Annotated in this window: 21 protein-coding genes; 14 read left to right on the plus strand and 7 right to left on the minus strand. The window is 41.1% G+C overall.

Features of this window, described 5'->3' with window-relative positions:
- Positions 1 to 2: 2 nt before the first annotated feature.
- Together MORIYA_RS11045 and MORIYA_RS11050 are read right to left on the minus strand one after the other, a co-directional pair.
- A complete protein-coding gene (locus MORIYA_RS11045; RefSeq protein ID WP_112718573.1) occupies positions 3 to 1,343 on the minus strand; it encodes a Na(+)-translocating NADH-quinone reductase subunit A in 1,341 nt (446 codons plus the stop codon).
- Positions 1,344 to 1,756: 413 nt separating this feature from the next.
- Complete coding sequence (locus MORIYA_RS11050) at positions 1,757 to 2,068, minus strand: BolA family protein (RefSeq protein WP_112715172.1); 312 nt, start codon at positions 2,066 to 2,068, stop codon at positions 1,757 to 1,759.
- 73 nt (positions 2,069 to 2,141) lie between these two features.
- Between MORIYA_RS11050 and MORIYA_RS11055 the strand changes: the two genes are divergently transcribed.
- Both MORIYA_RS11055 and MORIYA_RS11060 read left to right on the plus strand, forming a co-directional pair.
- Positions 2,142 to 3,269 (plus strand): methyltransferase, encoded by a 1,128-nt coding sequence (locus MORIYA_RS11055; protein ID WP_112715174.1) that lies wholly within the window; start codon positions 2,142 to 2,144, stop codon positions 3,267 to 3,269.
- A gap of 1 nt (position 3,270) precedes the next feature.
- Positions 3,271 to 3,831, plus strand: coding sequence for a YajG family lipoprotein (locus tag MORIYA_RS11060; protein ID WP_112715176.1), 561 nt, complete (start codon positions 3,271 to 3,273; stop codon positions 3,829 to 3,831).
- 60 nt (positions 3,832 to 3,891) lie between these two features.
- On the opposite strand, the gene MORIYA_RS11065 is transcribed toward MORIYA_RS11060, so the two are convergent.
- Positions 3,892 to 4,416, minus strand: coding sequence for a peptidylprolyl isomerase (locus MORIYA_RS11065; protein ID WP_112718575.1), 525 nt, complete (start codon positions 4,414 to 4,416; stop codon positions 3,892 to 3,894).
- A 455-nt stretch (positions 4,417 to 4,871) separates the two neighbouring features.
- Here MORIYA_RS11065 and MORIYA_RS11070 point away from each other — a divergent pair, with 455 nt between their 5' ends.
- Entirely contained in the window at positions 4,872 to 6,251 is a 1,380-nt protein-coding gene (locus MORIYA_RS11070; RefSeq protein WP_408632083.1) for an AmpG family muropeptide MFS transporter, read from the plus strand.
- An 87-nt stretch (positions 6,252 to 6,338) separates the two neighbouring features.
- Here the strand turns inward: MORIYA_RS11070 and MORIYA_RS11075 are convergent, their stop codons facing one another.
- Positions 6,339 to 6,821: a YajQ family cyclic di-GMP-binding protein gene (locus MORIYA_RS11075; RefSeq protein ID WP_112715178.1), complete on the minus strand. Its 483-nt coding sequence runs from the start codon at positions 6,819 to 6,821 to the stop codon at positions 6,339 to 6,341.
- 150 nt (positions 6,822 to 6,971) lie between these two features.
- On the opposite strand from MORIYA_RS11075, the gene MORIYA_RS21615 reads away from it, so the two are divergent.
- Positions 6,972 to 7,319: a VanZ family protein gene (locus MORIYA_RS21615; protein ID WP_112715180.1), complete on the plus strand. Its 348-nt coding sequence runs from the start codon at positions 6,972 to 6,974 to the stop codon at positions 7,317 to 7,319.
- Positions 7,312 to 8,211, plus strand: a complete 900-nt coding sequence (locus tag MORIYA_RS11085; protein ID WP_112715182.1) for a ketopantoate reductase family protein — start codon at positions 7,312 to 7,314, stop codon at positions 8,209 to 8,211. The genes MORIYA_RS21615 and MORIYA_RS11085 overlap by 8 nt, the downstream gene beginning before the upstream one ends.
- A 105-nt stretch (positions 8,212 to 8,316) precedes the next feature.
- On the opposite strand, the gene thiI is transcribed toward MORIYA_RS11085, so the two are convergent.
- Both thiI and MORIYA_RS11095 read right to left on the minus strand, forming a co-directional pair.
- Entirely contained in the window at positions 8,317 to 9,771 is a 1,455-nt protein-coding gene (thiI, locus tag MORIYA_RS11090) for a tRNA uracil 4-sulfurtransferase ThiI (RefSeq protein ID WP_112715184.1), read from the minus strand.
- A gap of 223 nt (positions 9,772 to 9,994) precedes the next feature.
- Positions 9,995 to 11,236 (minus strand): DNA ligase, encoded by a 1,242-nt coding sequence (locus tag MORIYA_RS11095; RefSeq protein WP_112715186.1) that lies wholly within the window; start codon positions 11,234 to 11,236, stop codon positions 9,995 to 9,997.
- Between the two features lie 286 nt (positions 11,237 to 11,522).
- Between MORIYA_RS11095 and MORIYA_RS11100 the strand changes: the two genes are divergently transcribed.
- On the plus strand, positions 11,523 to 11,756 hold the full coding sequence (locus tag MORIYA_RS11100) for a thymidylate kinase (RefSeq protein WP_112715188.1): 234 nt from the start codon (positions 11,523 to 11,525) through the stop codon (positions 11,754 to 11,756).
- A 106-nt stretch (positions 11,757 to 11,862) separates the two neighbouring features.
- On the opposite strand, the gene MORIYA_RS11105 is transcribed toward MORIYA_RS11100, so the two are convergent.
- Positions 11,863 to 12,369 (minus strand): zinc ribbon-containing protein, encoded by a 507-nt coding sequence (locus tag MORIYA_RS11105; protein ID WP_174216923.1) that lies wholly within the window; start codon positions 12,367 to 12,369, stop codon positions 11,863 to 11,865.
- 314 nt (positions 12,370 to 12,683) lie between these two features.
- Here MORIYA_RS11105 and leuS point away from each other — a divergent pair, with 314 nt between their 5' ends.
- The 8 genes from leuS to rodA all read left to right on the plus strand — a co-directional run bounded on the left by leuS (position 12,684) and on the right by rodA (position 21,759).
- Positions 12,684 to 15,278, plus strand: a complete 2,595-nt coding sequence (gene leuS / locus MORIYA_RS11110; RefSeq protein ID WP_112715190.1) for a leucine--tRNA ligase — start codon at positions 12,684 to 12,686, stop codon at positions 15,276 to 15,278.
- Positions 15,279 to 15,495: 217 nt separating this feature from the next.
- Complete coding sequence (locus tag MORIYA_RS11115) at positions 15,496 to 16,170, plus strand: LPS-assembly lipoprotein LptE (RefSeq protein ID WP_112715192.1); 675 nt, start codon at positions 15,496 to 15,498, stop codon at positions 16,168 to 16,170.
- Entirely contained in the window at positions 16,170 to 17,207 is a 1,038-nt protein-coding gene (gene holA, locus MORIYA_RS11120) for a DNA polymerase III subunit delta (protein WP_112715194.1), read from the plus strand. The genes MORIYA_RS11115 and holA overlap by 1 nt, the downstream gene beginning before the upstream one ends.
- A 33-nt stretch (positions 17,208 to 17,240) precedes the next feature.
- The gene (gene nadD / locus MORIYA_RS11125) at positions 17,241 to 17,891 is read left to right on the plus strand and encodes a nicotinate-nucleotide adenylyltransferase (RefSeq protein ID WP_112715196.1); all 651 of its coding nucleotides are present in this window, start codon (positions 17,241 to 17,243) and stop codon (positions 17,889 to 17,891) included.
- A 101-nt stretch (positions 17,892 to 17,992) separates the two neighbouring features.
- On the plus strand, positions 17,993 to 18,322 hold the full coding sequence (gene rsfS / locus MORIYA_RS11130; RefSeq protein ID WP_112715198.1) for a ribosome silencing factor: 330 nt from the start codon (positions 17,993 to 17,995) through the stop codon (positions 18,320 to 18,322).
- Between the two features lie 4 nt (positions 18,323 to 18,326).
- Positions 18,327 to 18,797: a 23S rRNA (pseudouridine(1915)-N(3))-methyltransferase RlmH gene (gene rlmH, locus MORIYA_RS11135; protein WP_112715200.1), complete on the plus strand. Its 471-nt coding sequence runs from the start codon at positions 18,327 to 18,329 to the stop codon at positions 18,795 to 18,797.
- Between the two features lie 5 nt (positions 18,798 to 18,802).
- Positions 18,803 to 20,659 (plus strand): penicillin-binding protein 2, encoded by a 1,857-nt coding sequence (gene mrdA / locus MORIYA_RS11140; RefSeq protein WP_112718581.1) that lies wholly within the window; start codon positions 18,803 to 18,805, stop codon positions 20,657 to 20,659.
- Positions 20,659 to 21,759, plus strand: coding sequence for a rod shape-determining protein RodA (rodA, locus tag MORIYA_RS11145; protein ID WP_112715202.1), 1,101 nt, complete (start codon positions 20,659 to 20,661; stop codon positions 21,757 to 21,759). The genes mrdA and rodA overlap by 1 nt, the downstream gene beginning before the upstream one ends.
- Positions 21,760 to 21,761: the final 2 nt, after the last annotated feature.

Here is a 21,761-nt window from a genome sequence, read left to right on the forward strand (position 1 = left end):
GCTTAACCTTCCTTCTCTATTGTCGTTAGGCAATCACGTAGAATTGGACCAAAGTCGTACTTACCAGGGCAAGAAAAAGTACATAACGCTAAATCTTCTTCGTCTAATTCAAGACAACCTAACGTAATTGCTTCATCTGTATCGCCCGTTACTAACGAACGTAATAACATAGTTGGTAAGATATCTAATGGCATAACGCGCTCATAATTACCAATTGGCATCATTGCACGATCACTACCACCAGTGGTTGTAGTAAAGCTAAATTGACGTGCGCGGTTGAATGCAGAAGTAAATACGTTAGCTACTGAGAATTTATCACTACCTGGTTTCATGTAACCAAGGAACTCTTTCTCACGACCTTCAGATAATACACTGATTTGGTTGTGGTAACGACCAAGATAAGCATGTGCACCGTCAGATTTAACACCGTTTAATACAGAACCTGAAATAATGCGATTTTCACCAGCATTAAGTTCACTTGCAGTTAATTCTGTAATTGATGCGCCTAGACGAGTGCTAATTAAACGTGGATTTTTCACCGCAGGGCCTGCGAGTGAAATAACACGGTCAGTATGTAGTTCACCAGTAGTGAATAACTTACCAAAAGCGATGACATCTTGATAGCCAATAGACCAAACAGTACGGTTTGTACCAGCTGACTCTAATAAATGAATATGTGTACCAGCAAGACCAGCAGGATGAGGGCCAGCAAATGCGTGCTCTTCAACATTTGATGCTGTTGATTTAGGTAATGTACCTTCCGCTTTACAAACGTAAACTTTACCGCTTGTTAAGTGAGAAATAACATTTAAACCATCAACAAATGCTTCACTGTTTTGATTGATAATTAATGCGGCATCTGCAGCTAATGGATTGGTATCTATTGCTGTAACGAAGATAGCTGATGCATTACTGTCAATTGCAGGAACACGGCTAAATGGACGAGTGCGTAATGCGGTCCATAAACCAGAATCTACAAGATTGTTAACCACTACATCGCGGTCAAGATTAGCAATTTCAGTTGAGTTAAACTGAGCGAATTTCTCACTCTCGTTACCGTCTACGTCAATCACTACCGATTGTAAGACCCGCTTAGCGCCACGGTTAACTTCAGCAATTGTTCCTGCAGCGAAGGCTGTATATTTAACGCCCGGTGTCTTTTTGTCTTCAAAAAGAACCTGACCTTTCTTAACACGATCACCAACTTTAATTTTCATCGTTGGGCGCATTCCAATATACTCTTCACCTAGAACAGCAACTCGTTTGATAGCTGGGCCATCATGAATCACTTGCTCAGGTTTACCTGCGATAGGTAGATCCAGTCCTTTTTTTATCGTAATCATACTCACATGCACTACTTTTTTTAGGAAGAGAAAGAACACTTCTGCTAACAAAAATCACACACAAAGATACCCACAAATAAGTATTCACAAGGTAGTGTGTTTTTATTAACAAAAAATTTGGGGTAATTCTAGCACTAATTTAAGATTATTGCTTGAACTTCATCAAGTAACGGGCAGTTATAAAGCAAAGTTTTCACACTATAATTCAACACATAAAAAATGCCTTAAAAACATATTCTTAAAAAAATAACAAAAATATAAATCTGATAATTAAATGATAAAAAACTATTTTATTGAGCTTATTTTAGTCATATTTCTGGGTATATCCATTTAAAAAAAATGGACTTTTAAAAATTAACATGTACTCACAACCAATAACACTAATTTAAATACTTAATTGAGTTAATGTCTCATTAACCTAGACAATCTGGAGATGTAGGCACTTTTTGATCTTGATCATTTTTTTTAGCCCATTGTTCCGGTGTATAGGCATGAATTGATAGTGCATGGATACCCGCTTCAAATTGAGCCACCAGCGCAGTGTTAACCATACGGTGACGCGCAATTAACATTTTCCCTTCAAACTCAGCAGTCACGATCACCACTGAAAAATGAATTTCCGTACCCGGTGGTACATTGTGTTTATGGCTGTCACAAATCACGTCTAAATGTTGAATATCAAAGCTCGCCAATAATTGCTGTTTAATATCGTTACCTAATGACATTTAAAACCTCTTCTTTATATATTTAGTAAAATAACAGTGTAAAATGCACGATCAACCTTAACTGGAACATACTATGAACACTGAACTATCTCTTGAAAGTACCGAATTATCTTTGTACCGCTACCCTAAACGTAGCGTTGAGCAACTGCAAGCATGGGACTCTGCCGATGAATATATGATTAATACCGTTGCAGATTTAACGCTTGCTAAACAATTTTCAGTACTTATCTTTAATGATAGTTTTGGTGCACTAACGTGTGCTTATAATCAGTATAACGTCACCACAGTGAGTGACTCATGGATCAGCCACGCGGCAATCGCGCAAAATCTAGATGAAAATGAGTTAAGCACAGAACAAGTAAAAGTCCAAGACTGTCTTGCTGAATTACCGGAAAATGTTGATTTAGTATTAATCAAGATCCCACGCACTTTGTCTCTATTAGAACACCAACTTGCCATGCTTAGCCATGTTGTCACACCAAATACGACGATTATTGCGGGTGCAAAAGCCAAAGATATTCATAATTCTACCTTAGCGTTATTTGAGAAATACCTTGGCGAGACGAAAACATCATTAGCAAAGAAAAAATCGCGCTTAATTTTCACAACAATCACAGAAACGAAAGCATTAGAGATCCCAGCACCAATGACTTGGGATGTACCAAAAACAAATATCTCATTATCTAATCATGCCAATGTATTTTCACGTAACAATTTAGATATTGGCGGTAACTTTTTTATGCAGAATTTACCTAAAGGTGAATACCAGCATATTATCGACCTAGGTTGTGGTAATGGTGTTATCGGTATTACCGCAGCCCGCTTAAACCCACAAGCTAAAATCACTTTTGTTGATGAATCATTTATGGCAATTGCATCAGCGAAAGAAAATGCAGCGACCAATATTGCCAGCCACGAACCGGATGTTGAATTCTTAGTAAATAACTGTCTTTACGATTACGAACCACACAGTGTGGACTTGGTGTTATGTAACCCTCCATTCCACCAAGAAAAAGCCATTACAGATCACATTGCATGGCAAATGTTTAAAGATGCTCACCGTGCATTAGCTTGGGGCGGCGCACTTTACATTGTTGGTAACCGTCATCTTGACTACCACATCAAACTTGATCGTTTATTCGATAATCATGAGATTATCGCATCAAATGCCAAGTTTGTGATCATTAAGGCGCAAAAATAATATGCTAAAAAAACTATTATTAAGTGCAGGTTTAGTATTATTAGCAAGCTGCGCCAGTGCGCCTAAGCAAGTTAATATTACGGCTGAGCTAGCACCTCTGACAACGCAATATAGCGAGACTCAAGTAAACCTAACGAGCAAAGATATTCGTGATGCCAATTACTTAATTGCGATCCACAAAGTCGGTGAACCAGCGCAGCTGCTGAATAACCAAAGCTCACTGATTAACCTGACTACGGCTAAGCTACAACAAGGCTGGGAACAACAAGGGTTAGTATTTACTGCGGCTGCAGATATCGCCATTAACCTTGAGTTACAAACAGCGCGAATCGATGTGCAACAAGATAGCTTCGAGCATCAAGCGGATTCAACGTTAGTTTTGATTATCTCAATTGAGAATAAGGGTCAAACACTGACAAAACAATTTCGTAGTGCATCAATTTTAACAGGCGCGTTTAGCCCATCAATTAATGAATTGGAAGCTAAGTTTTCTCTGCAATTATCATCATTACTCAACGATGTATTTAATGATCAACAAATTAGTGATTACTTAACGCGTTAATGTTACTGATGCCAAAAAGCCTCGCAATGGATGTCTTATAGCAAGACATCCTGCGAGGGACTACTTCAACATCGTAATGCTTTCAATCACAATGTTTGTTAATGGTACATCACTGTAATACTTCTTTTTACCTGTTGGTTGTTTTGCTATTTTATCCACCACATCCATTCCAGCTACCACACGACCAAATACAGCATAACCCGCTTGTAATGGGCTTGAACCCGAACGATTTAAAAAGTTATTATTTTTGAGATTAATAAAAAACTGTGATGTCGCCGAGTTGGGATTGTTAGTACGTGCTAACGCCAGAGTACCACGCTCATTACTTAAGCCATTATTTGCTTCATTAATGACTGGCTTTCCTGATATCTGCTTTTCTAGGTTTTCATTAAACCCACCCGTCTGTGCCATAAATCCAGGGATCACACGGTGAAAAATAATGCCACTATAAAAATCCCTTTCAACATAGTTGATAAAATTAGCAACAGATAAAGGCGCTTGTTCTGGGTATAGCTCAACCATAATATCACCTAGATTGGTTTTGATTAGGGCTTTAGTCTCCGCTGCAAATGCAGTATTAACCATAAATGTTGAACACAAAATTAACAGTAATTGGGTGAACAAATGATTTGATCGCATGATGTAACTTCCATTCCGTGATAAAAATAAGCGTATTACTCGCACTATATCAGATGTTTGATATATATATCCAAGCCACCTCAAAGTACACAATCAATAACTTAAAAATTGTTAACCGAGTTTATGCCATAAAAACGAAATGTTGTTAATTTTTTAAGTTGATCGCCGACTAAAACCAATATTTTGCATACCGGTGCTTTATTTTTACAAGGTCAAGGCGTTAAACCTTACAACTGCATTGGTATTAGACCTGTCACGGAATACTTGGACTAATTTCGCTATTACTAATAGTTAATGATTAAATACATAGAATAAACCCAGCCCAGTCTGCTGTCAGGCTTATTAAATACCTTAAAATACGGTAGTATCAGCAAATACTTACGTTAGATGGACTGCTGACATTGCCGACTATTCTTCAAACCTTATCTATTTACCTTAATCCCCGTGTACTGTTTATGGGATTATTTGGTTTTTCTTCTGGCTTACCACTCCTGCTGGTATTCTCCACACTGTCATTTTGGTTACGTGAAGCAGGTGTTGAACGTGCCAGCATTGGTTTCTTTAGTTGGATAGCCCTTACTTATAGCTTTAAATGGGCTTGGTCACCGTTGATCGACCAGTTTCAATTGCCCTGGTTGCATAACAAACTCGGACGACGTCGAAGTTGGCTGCTGTTCACGCAAATCATGATCATGGCCATGTTAATGATAATGGCTACCCAAGATCCACAACAAAGTGTGATCTTATTCATTATCGCCTCACTTGGCTTAGCGATTTTTTCCGCAACCCAAGATGTTGTTATCGATGCCTTTCGCATTGAAAGTGCCGATACGCACTTACAAGGGGCAATGGCTGCTACTTACATGACAGGTTATCGACTTGCCATGATAGTGGCCGGTGCGGGTTCATTAGCCATTGCCGCATTTTATGATAATAGCGCAGTCTACAATGCTGCGGCCTGGCAGTTCGCTTATGCTTGTATGGCATTGTTCATGTTATTTGGGGTATTGGCAACTTTACTGTCTAAAGAGCCTATCGCCAAGCATCAGATCCAAGCTGTTCACAATGTCCGTGAGTTCCTCATCACTGGCATAGTGAACCCGCTTACCGACCTATTCCAACGTTACGGTAAAACCTGTCTACTGCTACTTGGCATTGTTATCACTTATCGTATCAGTGACATTGTCATGGGGATCATGGCCAATCCGTTTTATGTCGATATGGGTTACTCAAAAGCTGAAGTTGCAGCAATATCCAAAGTATTTGGTGTGATAATGACATTAATAGGCGCTGGATTAGGCGGTCTATTAGTCAGTGGTTTCGGGCTATTGTCGATCTTATTACTCGGCGGTGTACTTTCTGCATTAACCAATGTGCTGTTTCATTGGATGGCAGGCAGTATGGCAACCAGTCAATTAATGACGGTACTGGCGTTGATGCTGCCAGAGACTTGGTTGCAAACACAAGACCCTGCCCAGCTGTTATTAACCTTGGTAATCAGTGCTGACAACTTAAGTGCGGGTATTGCTACTTGCGCATTTGTGGTGTTTTTATCACGCTTAACCAATACCCAGTTTACCGCAACTCAATACGCGCTATTCTCATCCATCATGGTTTTACTACCGAAATTTATTGCTGGTTTTTCTGGCGTGATTGTTGATTCGTGGGATTATTCCGCCTTTTTCATTGGTACTGCGGTATTAGGGATAATCCCTGTGGTCTTTATTCTCGTACTCATGTACTTGCAGACGACCAAACGCTTTAAATGGATTAAATCATAGCCATAAAAAAAACCTAGCGTATATCCACACGTTAGGCTTTTTTTTACTATTTAGAACTCAGTCACTTCAACATTAAACGCTCAGCGCCTAATCTCTTTGGTTATCAAATTGGAACGGTTGACCTAGATCTGACGTACGAATTAATTGCATTACCGCCTGCAAGTCATCACGCTTCTTACCAACAACGCGCACTTTGTCACCTTGAATAGACACTTGTACTTTGATCTTGCTATCTTTAATTGCTTTTACAACTTTCTTAGCAACACTGCCTTCAACGCCTTGCAAAAATTCAACATCGGCACTGCAAGTTTTACCCGAGAATTCAGTTTTACCGACGCTCATCGCAGAGCTGTCGACATTACGCTTCACTAAAGCAGTACGTAAAATATCAGCCATTTGACGAAGTTGCATATCTTCATCTGTACGCATTTTTATTTTTTCTTTAATTAGCTCGAAGCTGGCGTCAACACCACGGAAATCAAAACGAGTGCTTAGTTCACGGTTTGCATTGTCGGTTGCGTTCTTCACTTCAACCATGTCAACTTCAGAAATAATATCAAATTGAGGCATCTTCATATCCTATCATTTATAATGGGTTGATTATCTAATAGATACTAGCTGTAATTCAACCATTAACTACAGAAGTAAGCGACTAGGTTGCATTAACTAACGATTAACTGACTATAATGGCTATTACGTTCATATTTTATTGAGATAAGTATGCCACTGTACAAATATAAACTCTGGTTTCGCCTGCTATTTGTCATTGTTATACTCGTAATCTGTCTGCTTGCTTTTAGTAAACCTTCGAGTAATATCCCACAATTCGGTTACGATAAGTTGAATCACTTAATGGCTTTTGTAACATTAGCATTGCTGTTTGATTATAGTTTCCCAAACAGAACCATAACGCTGTTTATGACATTACTTGGATTCGGTATTTTTATTGAATTCATTCAAGGTATGATACCTGGTCGCACCACAAGCCATTGGGATATTGTCGCCGATTTAATCGGTATTACCAGCTACTTAATTCTTCAACCATTACGGGCAAAAATACATGGCTAATTGGAACATTCTTGGTGCCGGTGCTATCGGGCATTTCTTTGCAGAAAAATTACTAAAATCAGGTCAACATGCCGCCTTTGTATTACGTCCCGAGAGTGACGCGCATATTCGCAGTTTCAACTTTGAAAACTTAGCGGGTGAGAACACCACTAATACCGTCATGGCACAAGGCAAACTCACGCCTAAATGTGACTTTTTACTGGTCACCCTCAAAGCGCAAGATGTACTGCCGGCGCTGACCTTATTACAATCACAAATTGATAAACATTGTTGTATCGTGCTGTTGCATAATGGTATGGGCACCGCCGAACAAACCGAGAAACTATTCCCACGCCACGCTATCATGGTTGGCACCACATCCAATGGGGTATTAAAGGTCTCCGAGCATATTCGCCACACGGGCGCAGGCGTGACTTGGTTAGGGCCATTTAATAATCAAGCTAAACGTTATAAGGATATTGCCAACCAATTATTCGCACTTGAAGAATTAACATGGTGCGAGGACATTCGAGAGAAGTTATGGCTTAAACTCGTGATTAACTGTGCGATCAACCCATTAACCGCCATTCATCAATGTAAGAATGGCGAATTGGCCTGTCCTGCGTTATACCCGCATGTGGTTAAGCTGGTGCAAGAGTTAGCGCTTGTTTGTGAAAAAGCCCGCTTACCTTGGTCTTATGCAGAGCTGCAAGCACACGTGGATAATGTGATAACCCGCACTGCTGAAAACTATTCTTCGATGCATCAAGATCAGCACTTTAACCGTAAGTCCGAAATTGATTATATTACCGGCTATGTATTGAAAGTGGCGAATGCCTACAGTATCCCAGTGCCAGCGAACCAAGCCCTGTATGCACAAATCAAACAGCAAGAAACTAAACTAGTCTCGTAACAATAAAGTATATTGAACATCATGATCAAAAAGCCAGCAATCTCTTGCTGGCTTTCATCAATCATTGAAGGTAAAGCTAAATACTAACCTTACCTTCCATGATCATTAAGGACGGTAAACTTTAACGTTACCATAACCTTTTTCAATCAAGTAAAGCGCTTGTAGTTTACTCATCACACCACGATCACAGTACAATAAGTACGTTTTCTCTTGATCTAATTCGCTGAACTGATTACCTAACTTAAAGAAAGGCATGTGCTGAACTTCAAGCCCATCAACGTCAAGTGGTGAATCTTCAATTTCGTCAATACTACGAATATCTAAAATCACTTCATTTGCGGAAATTTCAGTGACGGCTTCAACATCGCTTACTTGCTCTTGTGCTTCTGTTGCGATTTGACGAATATCGATCACTTTAGCATCCATCACCACTTGATCAATCAAGCTCATGTCAAATTTAGCTTCTTCTGCTTCAATCTTCTCTTTCACTGCTTTTACGGTTGGTTTTTTTGAAATAACACCACAGTATTCAGGAATTGTTTCAGAGAATTCAGCAGTACCAATTTTACGCGCTATATCGATAATGTCTTGTTTATCAGCAACGATCAATGGACGTAAGATCAGCGTATCGGTAACAGAATCGATTAACGATAAGTTACGGATAGTTTGACTTGATACTTGACCAACCGCTTCACCGGTTACCAAAGCTTCAATACCTAGACGTTCTGCTATTTTAGACGCGGCACGCATCATCATACGTTTAAGTACCACACCCATTTGTGAGTTATCTACTTTTTCTAAAATTTCTGCAACTACTGGATCGAACGGTACGCTGACAAATTTAACTTTATGTGATGAGCTATATTTGTTCCATAGGAAATATGAAATTTGTTTTACACCAATCTCATGCGCATCACCGCCTAAGTTGAAGAAACAGAAATGCGTTCGGCTACCACGTTTAATGGTTAAGTAACTTGATACCGCGGAATCAAAACCACCTGACATTAATGACAGTACATCTTCTTGTCCTGCCATAGGGAAACCACCTAAACCTTCATGACGTTCAGTCACCAGATAAAGTTTATCATTTTCAACTTCAATTTTAATCGTTTCTTGTGGTTTTTTTAATTGTACACGCGCTGCTTCTGTATGCTGATTTAAGCCACCACCAACATAACGCTCTAAATCAATCGAGGTAAAGTCATGCTTACCGTTACGTTTGGCACGTACACAAAAGGTTTTTCCAACTAAAATATCTTTATAAACAGGTAATGCTTGCTGGAAAATATCATCAAGATCGGTGAAAGTTGACTCTAGGACTTCGAGTGAATGGGCAATCCCTGGGGTATTTCTTAATACTTCACAATAAAAATTGTGGTTTTTCTCACTGTCATCTGTGGTGCGGACAATAATTTTATCCCATTCAAGGATCACACGTGCATGTTCATCTTCACGGCGTAGCATATTACGTAAACTCGATTGCAGCATTTTACTAAAACGCTTGCGCACAGATTTACTTTTCATCATTACTTCTGGAAATATTTTTACAATAAATTTCATGGTTTTGCCTACATCATAGTTCAAACAAACAGGTGGCCCAGCATTTCATCGAGCCGGGTGTTTCGCTGATATATTCGATCATTTCAATCAAAATAAAAACGGGTCCACCTATACCCAAACTACTTCAAGATGCACAATCAGCAAACCAAATGAAGAGTATATAGATGAGCCCGTTGCAGTTACTGGGCAGCAGTATACTCAAAATGCCTAAATATGCAAGATGCTAACGGCTGCTCACTAACCGGGTTAATTGCGGTGTCGCATTCCCTACCAGTTCAATTTCGACCCGACTACCGACTTCAATCTTAGACTGTAATAACCAAGGCTGAGAGCGTCCCGAAACACGGGTTACTTGACGCCCAGACAGCGCTAATGGTTGCACGTGAATAATCGGGGTAATACGACCACTTTTACCCACCTGATAAGTAATATCAATGACATTACTGAACCCTTTCGGACCGGTAAATTTTAATGCTAGCGCCCAACGTGGCGCATGCTGAGTGTGGCCATATTGACGTTGCAGTGTATTGTTCGCTAATTTAAGCACAATACCATCCAGTAAGAACGCCTCTGTATTTTGATAGTGCGCGAGCCAATAATCTATATCTTGAGGCTGCTCGATGACATGACTCATTTTCGACATGTCAGCAAAGCCAAGCATGGCTAATTGTGCCAACCCCATAAGTTCATTGTTATAAGGAGAATCAATCCAACGCCAAGGCATAAAGCGCAAGCTCATGACATCAGCTTGGGCTGGCGACAATTGGCTGGCAATACCGGCAGTCATATGCCGCGAAGACACATACTTACCGCGCAACTGCCAATCTTGTTGTCCAACATATAGCTCACCATGGATAACTAATGTATGCGGATAAGCAATAATGCTATTTACTGCATTACTGCGTAACATCAACGCCAACAAATCCTTACCCTGTTTACCGTTACCTCTGCTTGATGCGCCCACTAGCATGCCTTTTTCGTACACTAACTCAACAGCCATACCATCAATTTTAGGTTGGATCAGTAATTGCTGATCTTGATGCAGCTGGTAAAATTTATCCACAGCGGTTCTTTCTCGCACTGAATTTAAACTTAACATTTGTTGTCGATGCGGCTGTCGAACACGTTGCCGAGTATCATTATGTTGCTGGTTTTCGCCTCCGATCTGAGTTAATACTGGGGATAAACAATGCGATAACACAGTTAATTCATCCACTAATAAATCAAATTCACCATCATGTAATAACGGCGTTTGACCAGCGTAATAAATATGCCGATGTTTAATTATTTGCGTTTCTAAATAACGAATACGATGCTGATTAAGTACACTTGGACAACGGGAATGTGTCACTGTATTTGCTGTTGATGAATGGCTTGATGACAGTGATATTATATCAGCGGCTAACAGTTGCTGTGTGCTTGAGGCAAATAACGAGACGAGTAATGAATAAGTGCGAATCAACATCCGAGTTCCAAACAATATGATGATACAACTCAGTATGATAAAGAGAATGGAAGTTAACGAATAAATTTCGATGCAGTCGCCAGAAGTATCGCAACACCATCTATAATAAAGAGTAATAATCGTAGTTCATCACACATCAATATTAAAATAGCAAAACAGCTAGCGACAGATTAACGCTCTGCTACGGCTTAACCAACCATGCAACAAATAAGCTTGCTTGAAGTTACTTTGTTATCGACTAAACTGACAATATGGATCCTAATATTCTGCCGAGGGAGGTGTTGCGATGCAACTTTCAGATATCAAAAGCATGTATCACAGACATGAATTAGTCGAGGCAATTGTCGAACCATCATTAATTGCTAATGGTTGGATTGTCGAATTTAAAACAGAAGATGGTGAGATTATTCCACTAACCGATTTTAGTGGTCACGAAAAGTGTTACCGTAATTTAGATATCGCCACAGCAACAGCTCAGCAAGTCGGATTTCCCAGTGTTAGAATAGATGAGCCATTTTAGTTCATCTTACTTATCTGTCGTTACGTCAACCGATATAGCCAGCGCCATTGCGAGCTGACTATATCGTTGAATAATCACACGGCCAGAAATACCTGACGGGTGTAATTTAAGGTTCAAAACTTTCACGCATAAACTCACTACCGTCGCAATTAGCACAAGAAAGTACCGTGGTCGGATGAAATAATTCTTTACTATAACCACAACGAACACAGGTCAATAACCCGAATCCAACTTCATCACCAACGCAGTAACGTCCTTGATGCTGCAAATCATCCCCTACCTCGGTCCATTCCACTTGGGTCTTATCGGTGATTGATGCTAACGTACCCCAGGTTATTTTGTCCCAAGCCTGATACCAAGCCGATAGTTTAAAACTATCGATACTCGACTGGTAATCTTTGCTCAACTCATCCATATCATGACGAATATAAGCGGAAGCTTCGGCTAACTCTTTTTTCGTCAAGTCTCCCGCAGCACCTAAATACGCCTCTGTTTTAACCACAAATCGGCGAATGAAACTATTCTCAATAAGCGGATACAGTCCCTTATAACCCAAAGGGTGCACAGATAATTTACTCACTGAATTTTGATACTGAGTGTTAGATTTAGCCATATAAACCTCCGCATTAATTTAAGTTAATTATACAATCAAGCTGTATTAATCAATCAAATTTTATCATTACTATATCCCAGCTAGTCGCTTATAGCGCCTTGAAGTAGTTTGGGTATATATTAAGTATATGCCAAAAAACATAGTCAACAAGCTGGCTACCTCACAAGTTAACGGTAAAATAACTAAATATGAGTACCTGTTCAAGAATAACTTATCGCTATCTGCAAATGAAACTTGTTGCCCTTAGTTTGCTAAGGTATTCTATGGCAAAATTTTGTTTATAAATCCTACCAAGAACAGACTGGATATTACCCATGCAAGAACAATATACTCCAAGCAGTATCGAACCTAAGGTTCAAAAACACTGGCAAGAAAATAAAACATTCGAAGTACAAAACGACGAAACTAAAGAGAAATTCTACTGCTTGTCTATGTTCCCATACCCAAGTGGTCGACTGCACATGGGCCACGTACGTAACTACACAATTGGTGACGTGATCGCACGTTTCCAACGTATGCAAGGCAAAAATGTATTACAACCTATCGGTTGGGATGCATTTGGTCTGCCCGCTGAAAATGCAGCAATCAAAAACAACACAGCCCCAGCGTCTTGGACGTATGAAAACATTGATTACATGAAAGGTCAGCTAACGTCGTTAGGCTTTGGTTATGACTGGAAACGTGAAATCGCAACATGTACACCTGAATACTACCGTTGGGAACAAGAGTTCTTCACTAAACTGTTCAAAAAAGGTTTAGTTTATAAGAAAACGTCATCTGTGAACTGGTGTCCAAACGATGAAACTGTACTGGCTAACGAACAAGTAAATGACGGCTGCTGCTGGCGTTGTGATACCCCCGTAGAGCAAAAAGAAATTCCACAGTGGTTCATTAAAATCACTGAGTACGCAGACGAACTACTTACGTCAATTGATGATCTTGACGGCTGGCCTGAGCAAGTTAAAACCATGCAACGTAACTGGATCGGTCGCAGTGAAGGTATTGAATTAGACTTCATAGTTGAAAGCGAAGACGATGCAGCCCTAAGCAAATTATCTGTATACACAACGCGTCCAGACACAGTAATGGGCGTAACGTATATTGGTATTGCAGCAGGTCACCCGTTAGCAACGAAAGCCGCATTAAACAACCCAGAATTAGCGGCATTCAACACTGAATGTAAAAACATGAAAGTGGCTGAAGCTGATCTAGAAAAAATGGAAAAGAAAGGCATGGCTACAGGCCTATATGCTATTCATCCATTAAATGGTCGTAAAGTACCGGTATACGTAGCAAACTTCGTATTAATGGGTTACGGCACAGGTGCTGTGATGGCGGTTCCAGCGCATGACCAACGTGACTATGAATTCGCCACCAAATACGGCATCGATATTGTGCCCGTAATCAAACCTGTTGACGGTAGCGAACTCGATGTCTCAGAAAAAGCTTACACTGAAAAGGGTGTACTGTTTAACTCGGGTGAATTCGACGGTTTAGAATTTAACGCAGCAGTTGATGCCATCGCCGCTAAATTAGAAGCCAGCGGTCAAGGCACCAAGAAAGTTAACTTCCGTCTCCGTGACTGGGGTGTTTCTCGTCAACGTTACTGGGGCGCGCCAATCCCAATGTTAACACTTGAAGATGGGACTGTGGTGCCCACACCAGCAGACCAACTGCCAGTGATCCTACCTGAAGATGTGCAGATGGACGGCATTCAAAGTCCAATTAAAGCAGATTTAGAATGGGCTAAAACAACATACAAGGGTCAACCTGCACTACGTGAAACAGACACATTTGATACCTTCATGGAATCATCTTGGTACTACGCACGCTACTGTAGCGCCACATCAGAAACTGAAATGCTAAACCGTGAAGATGCAAATCATTGGTTACCAGTTGATCAGTATGTGGGTGGTATTGAACACGCATGTATGCATTTATTATATGCACGTTTCTTCCACAAGCTATTACGTGATGAACAAATGGTTGATAGCAACGAACCGTTCAAACGTCTGCTTTGTCAAGGTATGGTACTTGCTGATGCATACTACTATACTAACGAAAGTGGCGGTCGTGTTTGGGTTTCGCCATTAGACGTTACCGCAGAGCGTGACGAAAAAGGTCAAGCAACGAAATACATCGATAATGAAGGTAACGAACTGGTTCATACTGGCATGACTAAAATGTCTAAGTCTAAAAACAACGGTATCGACCCGCAAACCATGATCGATCGTTTTGGCGCTGATACCGTACGTCTATTCATGATGTTTGCAGCACCCGCTGACCAAACACTAGAATGGCAAGACTCGGCAGTAGAAGGCGCACACCGTTTCCTACGTCGTATCTGGACACTTGCTTACAATCACATCAGCAAAGGTGACGTTGCCGAACTAGACGTTGCAGCACTTAACGGCAAACAAAAAGAACTACGTCGTGAAGTCCATAAAACAATCGCTAAGGTATCTGACGATATCGATCGTCGTCAAACGTTCAACACTGCGATTGCCTCGGTGATGGAATTAATGAACAAGCTAACTAAAGCACCGCAAGCGTCAGAACAAGATCGGGCGCTACTGCAAGAAGCATTAGTAGCGGTTGTTCGTCTACTTGCACCTATCACGCCACACATCAGTTTTGAACTGTGGGGCAAACTCGGTCAAGAAGGTACCATCGACGAAGCACGATGGCCTGTAGCGGACAAAGCGGCTATGGTTGAGTCAGAAAAACTGATCATCGTTCAAGTAAACGGTAAGCTGCGTGCTAAATTAACAGTACCAGCAGACGCAACACAAGAATTTGTTGAAGCATTAGCCAATGCAGATGTAAACGTGACTAAATTTACCGATGGTAAAACAGTACGTAAAATAATTTTCGTACCAGGTAAACTATTAAACATTGTTGCAAACTAAGTCGCGAACTAAAACTATTTACCGTGATAAACACCAGCGTTAAAAGCTAATCAATTAACGCTGTATTTTGTCGATTAATAGCCCCGTTAGATGTAAATAGTACACAAATAATAGGCCCTTCATTCTGCTTTTATTTTTATAGTAGAGTCTAGGGCTTTTTTGTTTTTAGATTACGTGTAAAATTAGCGTCAATTAACTTATTTATTTTGTAGGCATTATGATCGCATCGGCACTAAAACCAGGTTTTATTCGACTAACTTGCATCTTTCTTGTTACAGCAGTGCTCAGCGGCTGCGGTTTCCATTTAAAAAATGGCAGTGGCATTCCAAATGAATTACGCAATTTAACCTTAGTATCGAGTAAGTATTCCGATCTAACCCGCCTCATCAAACGAGAATTACGCTACAACCAAATCAATCTCGTAGAACCGAAAATAACGAGTATGGTATCGCTGACAACAGAAAACGATGATACTTCTGATGTGATGGGTGAAGATTCAACCCACACGAGAACCACGGCGATGGACCCCGCGTTATTAAACTCGCAAACACCCATACTCAGAATTATGTCAGAAAGTACCGGATCACGTACTGTGTCACTCTACTCTGATGCAACGGCAGCCGAGTATGAACTTAGCTACGTTATCAAAATCGAAGTACGCTTGCCCAAGCAAGAACCACAATACTTCACCATTGCCCTGCAACGTGATCAGCTAAATAACTCACAAGAAGCACTTGCTCGTTCACGCGAATCTGAATTATTAATACGAGAACTGCGCGAAGCAGCGGCACAACAAATTGTTCGTACCCTAAGCCAAGTTATTATCGAACCAAAAAAAATCGGTGATAGTGATAATGAAATAGAGCTAAATACAGAGTTTGAAACTAACTAATGCGCGTTTATCCAGAGCAACTCGAGCAGTACTTAAAAACTGAACTCAAACCCTGTTATTTAATATTCGGTGAAGAGCCATTATTAAAAATGGAAGCGATTGACCAGATCAAAACCGCCGCTAAAAAAGTCGGCTTTGATGAACACCACAAGTTTCATGCCGAACCGCTCATGGATTGGCCTGCCGTTTTTCATACCTGTCAATCAATGTCACTGTTCTCTAGTCGTCAAACGGTCGAGCTGATCTTCGAAAAACGACCAGCGAAAGAAGATATCAGCCAACTTAATGATGTATTTAAGCTGCTCAACCCTGATCTTATTTTAATACTCAGTGGTCCATATTTGACCAAAGCACAACAAAATGCGAAATGGTTTACCCAGTACTTCAAAAACGCACTTTACATACCCGTCGGACATCCCGAAGGGCGCTTTTTTGCCAACTGGATGCGCAATCGCCTTAAACGTGCCAATTTAGAACCGCAAGCGGATGTGATCACCCTACTGTGCCGGAGTTTTGAAGGTAATTTACTCGCGGCCCAACAAGAAATAGATAAATTATCTCTGCTCTACCCTGGTCAGACATTAAGCTTGGCACAATTACAGCAATCAATAACCCAGCATTCACACTTCACTAGCTTTCAGCTGGTTGATGCCCTGCTCGCGGGTAAGGTCAACCGAGGCCAGCGGATCCTGCAACAGCTACAGGCAGAAGGTATCGACCCTATCGTCATTAACTGGGCACTAAATAAAGAAATCAATCAGCTTTATTATTACAGTTTGATGCAGCAGCAAGGACTTTCGGTGATTGACGAAATGAAAAAACAACGTTTATGGGCGGGTCGACAACAAATGATTAATGCCTGTTTAAGTCGTTTATCATTAAGTAAAATAGAGCAAATGTTAATCCTGTGTTCAAGTGTTGATAGTGCAATTAAAACCAGTACCAGTGTTGATCCTTGGTTATCGTTACAAATGTTGAGCATCAGCTTTGCTGACTCTACTTTATTACCCAACTTTCACCATTCCGACATTAATTAATTTTGTGTCAGGAATAATAACGAACGGCTACTTATGACTGATTTCATCCCGACTCGCGCTATCGGTATTTTAGGCGGTACATTTGATCCGATCCATTATGGCCATCTTCGTCCTTGCTTAGATTTATTACAGCAGCTTAATTTAGCTGAAGTAAGGCTGATGCCCAACCACATTCCGCCACATCGTGCCGCACCGGGATCAAATTCAGCGCACCGCTTAGCGATGGCGACATTAGCGGTAGAACATTGTGATGAGCTAAGTGTAGATACCCGAGAGTTAAACCGTACAACACCGTCTTATACCATCGATACGTTAATTGAACTTGCAGCAGAGAATCCAACCACGCCAGTGTGTTTCTTGATTGGTCTTGATTCACTCAACAGCCTACATACCTGGCATCGTTGGCAAGAACTGCTCGATTATTGTCACCTTGTCGTCAGTTATCGCCCTAATTACGAGTTAACATTAGCGCCAGAAATGCAAAAATTATTTGAACAAGTACAAACAATGGATGTCGAAGTCTTACAGCAACAAAAACAAGGCCGGATTTTACTTTGGCCAAGCACGCAATTAGAAATATCGGCGACACGGATCCGTCAGTTGATTAAACATCAGCAAAGCCCTCAATATCTACTGCCTGATAATGTTCTGTCTTATATACATAAAAATAATTTATATAAATAAACTGCAAGAGATACTCGCTCAGATACAAGCTAGGTATATATTTAGGCATTATTCACTGTTATAATTCGCGGTTAACTCGATAAAGTTCCTCTGGAGGACCCTTGCAAATTTCTGACCTGCAAGCATTTGTACTAGATAAAATTGAAGACATGAAAGCCCGCGACGTTCAAGTTATTGATGTTAAAGGTAAATCACCAGTAACAGATATAATGATCGTATGTACTGGCACATCAAAAACTCACGTTAAATCGATTTCTAACCACCTTTACCTTGAAGCTAAACGTAACGAAGTATTCGTTATGGGTATTGAAGGTAAAGAAGATAGTGAATGGGTTTTAGTTGATATGGGTGACATAGTCGTTCACATCATGCAACAACAAACGCGTGATCTTTACCAACTAGAACAGCTTTGGCAGTCTGTAGGGACATAGTCAAATGAAAATTCAGCTAGTTGCCGTTGGCACTAAGATGCCAACATGGGTAGAAACCGGGTATAAAGAATATGCACGTCGCTTCCCTAAAGATATGCCTTTTGAATTACTTGAGATCAATGCGGGTAAGCGTGGTAAAAACGCGGACATCAAACGGATCTTAGAGCTAGAAGGTGTAAAAACGATGCAAGCGATCCCGAAAGGCAATCGTATCGTTACTCTGGAAGTGACCGGAAAACCTTGGACTACTGCACAACTAGCCGTTGAACTCGATAAGTGGAAGCATGATGGTCGTGACGTTAGCCTATTGATTGGCGGCCCAGAAGGACTTGCACCAGAATGCATCGCGGCATCAGAACAACGCTGGTCGTTGTCACCACTGACCTTACCACATCCGATGGTACGTGTAGTGGTAGCCGAAGCGTTATATCGCGCTTGGAGTGTAACAACAAACCATCCTTATCATAGAGAGTAATATTGGTGGCAAGGAAGCGTATAGCCTTACGAGACCATTCTGCGGAAGCAGCATTATTTAGTCGTCGCATCATGGTCTCATTTATTTTTGTCCTCTGTGTACTTGGCTTGTTATTGAGTAATCTTTATTACTTACAAGTCGATTCATACCAAGCTTACAAAACCCGTTCTAACGAAAACCGTATCAAGTTAGTGCCTATCGCACCCAATCGTGGGCTTATCTATGATCGCAACGGTATACTTTTAGCGGAAAATAAGCCCGTTTTCAGCTTAGATATGGTACCGGAAAAAATTACCGATATTGACGCCACCATCGTCAAATTAACCAGCTTATTAAGCCTAACTGAAGATAACATTGACGATTTTCAGACTCGCTTAAAACGCCAACGTCGCTTTAAGCGAGTCTCCATATTAACTAATTTATCCGAATCTCAAGTGGCTCTCTTTTCAGTTCAACGGCATAACTATCCCGGTATTTCCGTCAATGCTCGATTAAAACGTTATTATCCGTTTGGTGATGCGCTTACGCATGCACTCGGCTATGTAGCCAGAATTAACCGAAATGATCTTAACCGCTTAGCCAAAAAAGGTTTACGTGCAACGTATGCGGCGACCCATGATATCGGTAAACAGGGCATCGAACGCTATTATGAAAATACGTTACATGGCGAGCCTGGATTTAAAGAAGTAGAAGTCAATAATCGCGGTAAGATCATCCGCACACTGAAAATAACACAGCCCGTACCAGGTAATGATCTGTATTTAAATATCGATATTCGTTTGCAACTTAAGGCACAACAAGAGCTAGCCGGTCGCCGTGGGGCGATAGTCTTACTCGCCCCCAAAACAGGTGAAGTATTAGCAATGGTCTCTAGCCCGAGTTATGATCCTAACTTATTTGTACACGGTATTAGCAGTAAAGATTATAATCGCCTATTACAGTCAAAAGATCACCCTTTGATCAACCGAGCAACACAAGGACGCTATCCGCCCGCATCAACAATAAAACCACAATTAGCTATCTTGGCCTTAGAAGACGGTGCAATCACACCAAATACCCTTATCAATGATCCTGGTTGGTTCCAGATCCCAAATACTAAACGGCGCTTCCGAGACTGGAATCGTTGGGGGCGTGGTAAGATTAATGTGTATACCGCCATCGCACGATCGTCAGATACCTTCTTTTATAATCTCGCTTATAATGTCGGCATTGATAAGATTCACAATTTTATGACCAAGTTTGGCTTTGGTGAATATACCGGTATTGATGTTAAAGAAGAAACCAATGCTATCTTGCCATCTCGAGAATGGAAACGTGCACGTTACAACCAACCTTGGTATCAGGGTGATACTATTTCAGTGGGTATTGGTCAGGGCTACTGGTCTGCGACACCAATCCAACTTGCGAAAGCGACAGGTATTGTGGCAAGCCGAGGGCTACGCCCTGTGCCACAGCTTGTTCGGGATATAAAATATACCAATGGTGATCAATTTTCACCCGTCGTGGCATTACCACCGCTGAAACTCAAAGATCCCGCGAACTGGCAAGTAGCTAAAGACGGTATGCTCGGTGTTGTAACCAAAACAGGTACTGCACATCGCGCGTTTGCTAACACCACCTACACCGTCGCAGGTAAATCAGGTACTGCACAGCTTTACCAGCTCGGTGAAGAAAAATACGATGCCAGTAAGATCCGCGAGCGATTACGTGATAACGCCATGTTTGTGGCTTATGCACCGTTTGAAGAACCGGAAATATCAGCGACTATCATTCTAGAAAATGCTGGTGGTGGTAGCTCACAAGCGGCCCCATCAGCACGCCGTTTATTTGATGTCTACTTTGAAAATAAAAAGGAAAATTAATGCCAAATCGTCGTCATAATCAGAGTGTTTGGTATAAATTACATATCGATTTCCCATTATTATTTGGCCTGCTAAGTCTGATGGGGGTGAGCCTTGTCGTGCTTTATAGCGCAGGTGGATCGGACATCGCACTAATGGAAAGACACGTCGTGCGTATGTTTCTTGCGTTAGCGGTAATGCTTGCGCTAGCACAAATACCACCTTCCACTTACCGACGCTGGGCATTTCCCATCTTTGTTATGGGGACCATTTTATTAATCGCGGTATTGCTATTTGGCCATGTTGGCAAAGGTGCGCAGCGCTGGATTGATCTTGGTTTTACCAAGTTCCAACCATCTGAAATAATGAAAGTAGTCATGCCATTAGCCGTGGCGCATTACATGAGTGACCAAACTATACCTCCGAATTTCAGAACCATCATAACCGCGTTAATCATGGTCTTGATCCCGACATTACTGATCGCCAAACAGCCTGATCTGGGCACTTCATTACTCGTTGCGATTTCAGGTATTTTTGTTATTTTCTTAGCCGGTATGTCATGGCGATTAGTGATGATTGCTTTTGGGATGCTGGCAGGTTTTGCGCCTGTTCTGTGGTTCTTCTTAATGCACCCTTATCAAAAACAACGGGTATTAACCTTCCTCAACCCAGAAACCGATCCATTGGGTTCTGGTTACCATATTATTCAATCTAAGATTGCCATTGGTTCCGGAGGTTTTTGGGGCAAAGGCTGGTTATCAGGCACCCAGTCACAACTGGATTTTTTGCCTGAGCGTCACACAGATTTTATTTTTGCAGTATTTAGTGAAGAATTCGGTTTATTCGGTGTGATCTTACTACTGTCACTTTATTTATTTGTGATCTGCCGCGGTTTAATGATTGCGATGCAAGGCCAACGAGTATTTGAACGCCTCATTGCGGGTAGTATCACCATGACATTCTTCATTTATTTGTTCGTAAATATCGGCATGGTCAGCGGATTATTACCGGTAGTGGGCGTACCACTGCCTTTAATTAGCTATGGAGGCACTTCGATGGTGACATTGATGGCTGGATTTGGCATTCTAATGTCTGTAAGAACACACCGTCGCTTAAGTTGAGG

The organism is Moritella yayanosii, assembly GCF_900465055.1.
Lineage (GTDB): Bacteria > Pseudomonadota > Gammaproteobacteria > Enterobacterales > Moritellaceae > Moritella > Moritella yayanosii.

Bases quoted from the DNA above. Each gene is read 5' to 3' on its own strand.
- MORIYA_RS11045 (WP_112718573.1), bottom strand. From the start codon at position 1,343: ATGATTACGATAAAAAAAGGACTGGATCTACCTATCGCAGGTAAACCT.
- MORIYA_RS11050 (WP_112715172.1), bottom strand. From the start codon at position 2,068: ATGTCATTAGGTAACGATATTAAACAGCAATTATTGGCGAGCTTTGAT.
- MORIYA_RS11055 (WP_112715174.1), top strand. From the start codon at position 2,142: ATGAACACTGAACTATCTCTTGAAAGTACCGAATTATCTTTGTACCGC.
- MORIYA_RS11060 (WP_112715176.1), top strand. From the start codon at position 3,271: ATGCTAAAAAAACTATTATTAAGTGCAGGTTTAGTATTATTAGCAAGC.
- MORIYA_RS11065 (WP_112718575.1), bottom strand. From the start codon at position 4,416: ATGGTTAATACTGCATTTGCAGCGGAGACTAAAGCCCTAATCAAAACC.
- MORIYA_RS11075 (WP_112715178.1), bottom strand. From the start codon at position 6,821: ATGCCTCAATTTGATATTATTTCTGAAGTTGACATGGTTGAAGTGAAG.
- MORIYA_RS21615 (WP_112715180.1), top strand. From the start codon at position 6,972: ATGCCACTGTACAAATATAAACTCTGGTTTCGCCTGCTATTTGTCATT.
- MORIYA_RS11085 (WP_112715182.1), top strand. From the start codon at position 7,312: ATGGCTAATTGGAACATTCTTGGTGCCGGTGCTATCGGGCATTTCTTT.
- thiI (WP_112715184.1), bottom strand. From the start codon at position 9,771: ATGAAATTTATTGTAAAAATATTTCCAGAAGTAATGATGAAAAGTAAA.
- MORIYA_RS11095 (WP_112715186.1), bottom strand. From the start codon at position 11,236: ATGTTGATTCGCACTTATTCATTACTCGTCTCGTTATTTGCCTCAAGC.
- MORIYA_RS11100 (WP_112715188.1), top strand. From the start codon at position 11,523: ATGCAACTTTCAGATATCAAAAGCATGTATCACAGACATGAATTAGTC.
- MORIYA_RS11105 (WP_174216923.1), bottom strand. From the start codon at position 12,369: ATGGCTAAATCTAACACTCAGTATCAAAATTCAGTGAGTAAATTATCT.
- leuS (WP_112715190.1), top strand. From the start codon at position 12,684: ATGCAAGAACAATATACTCCAAGCAGTATCGAACCTAAGGTTCAAAAA.
- MORIYA_RS11115 (WP_112715192.1), top strand. From the start codon at position 15,496: ATGATCGCATCGGCACTAAAACCAGGTTTTATTCGACTAACTTGCATC.
- holA (WP_112715194.1), top strand. From the start codon at position 16,170: ATGCGCGTTTATCCAGAGCAACTCGAGCAGTACTTAAAAACTGAACTC.
- nadD (WP_112715196.1), top strand. From the start codon at position 17,241: ATGACTGATTTCATCCCGACTCGCGCTATCGGTATTTTAGGCGGTACA.
- rlmH (WP_112715200.1), top strand. From the start codon at position 18,327: ATGAAAATTCAGCTAGTTGCCGTTGGCACTAAGATGCCAACATGGGTA.
- rodA (WP_112715202.1), top strand. From the start codon at position 20,659: ATGCCAAATCGTCGTCATAATCAGAGTGTTTGGTATAAATTACATATC.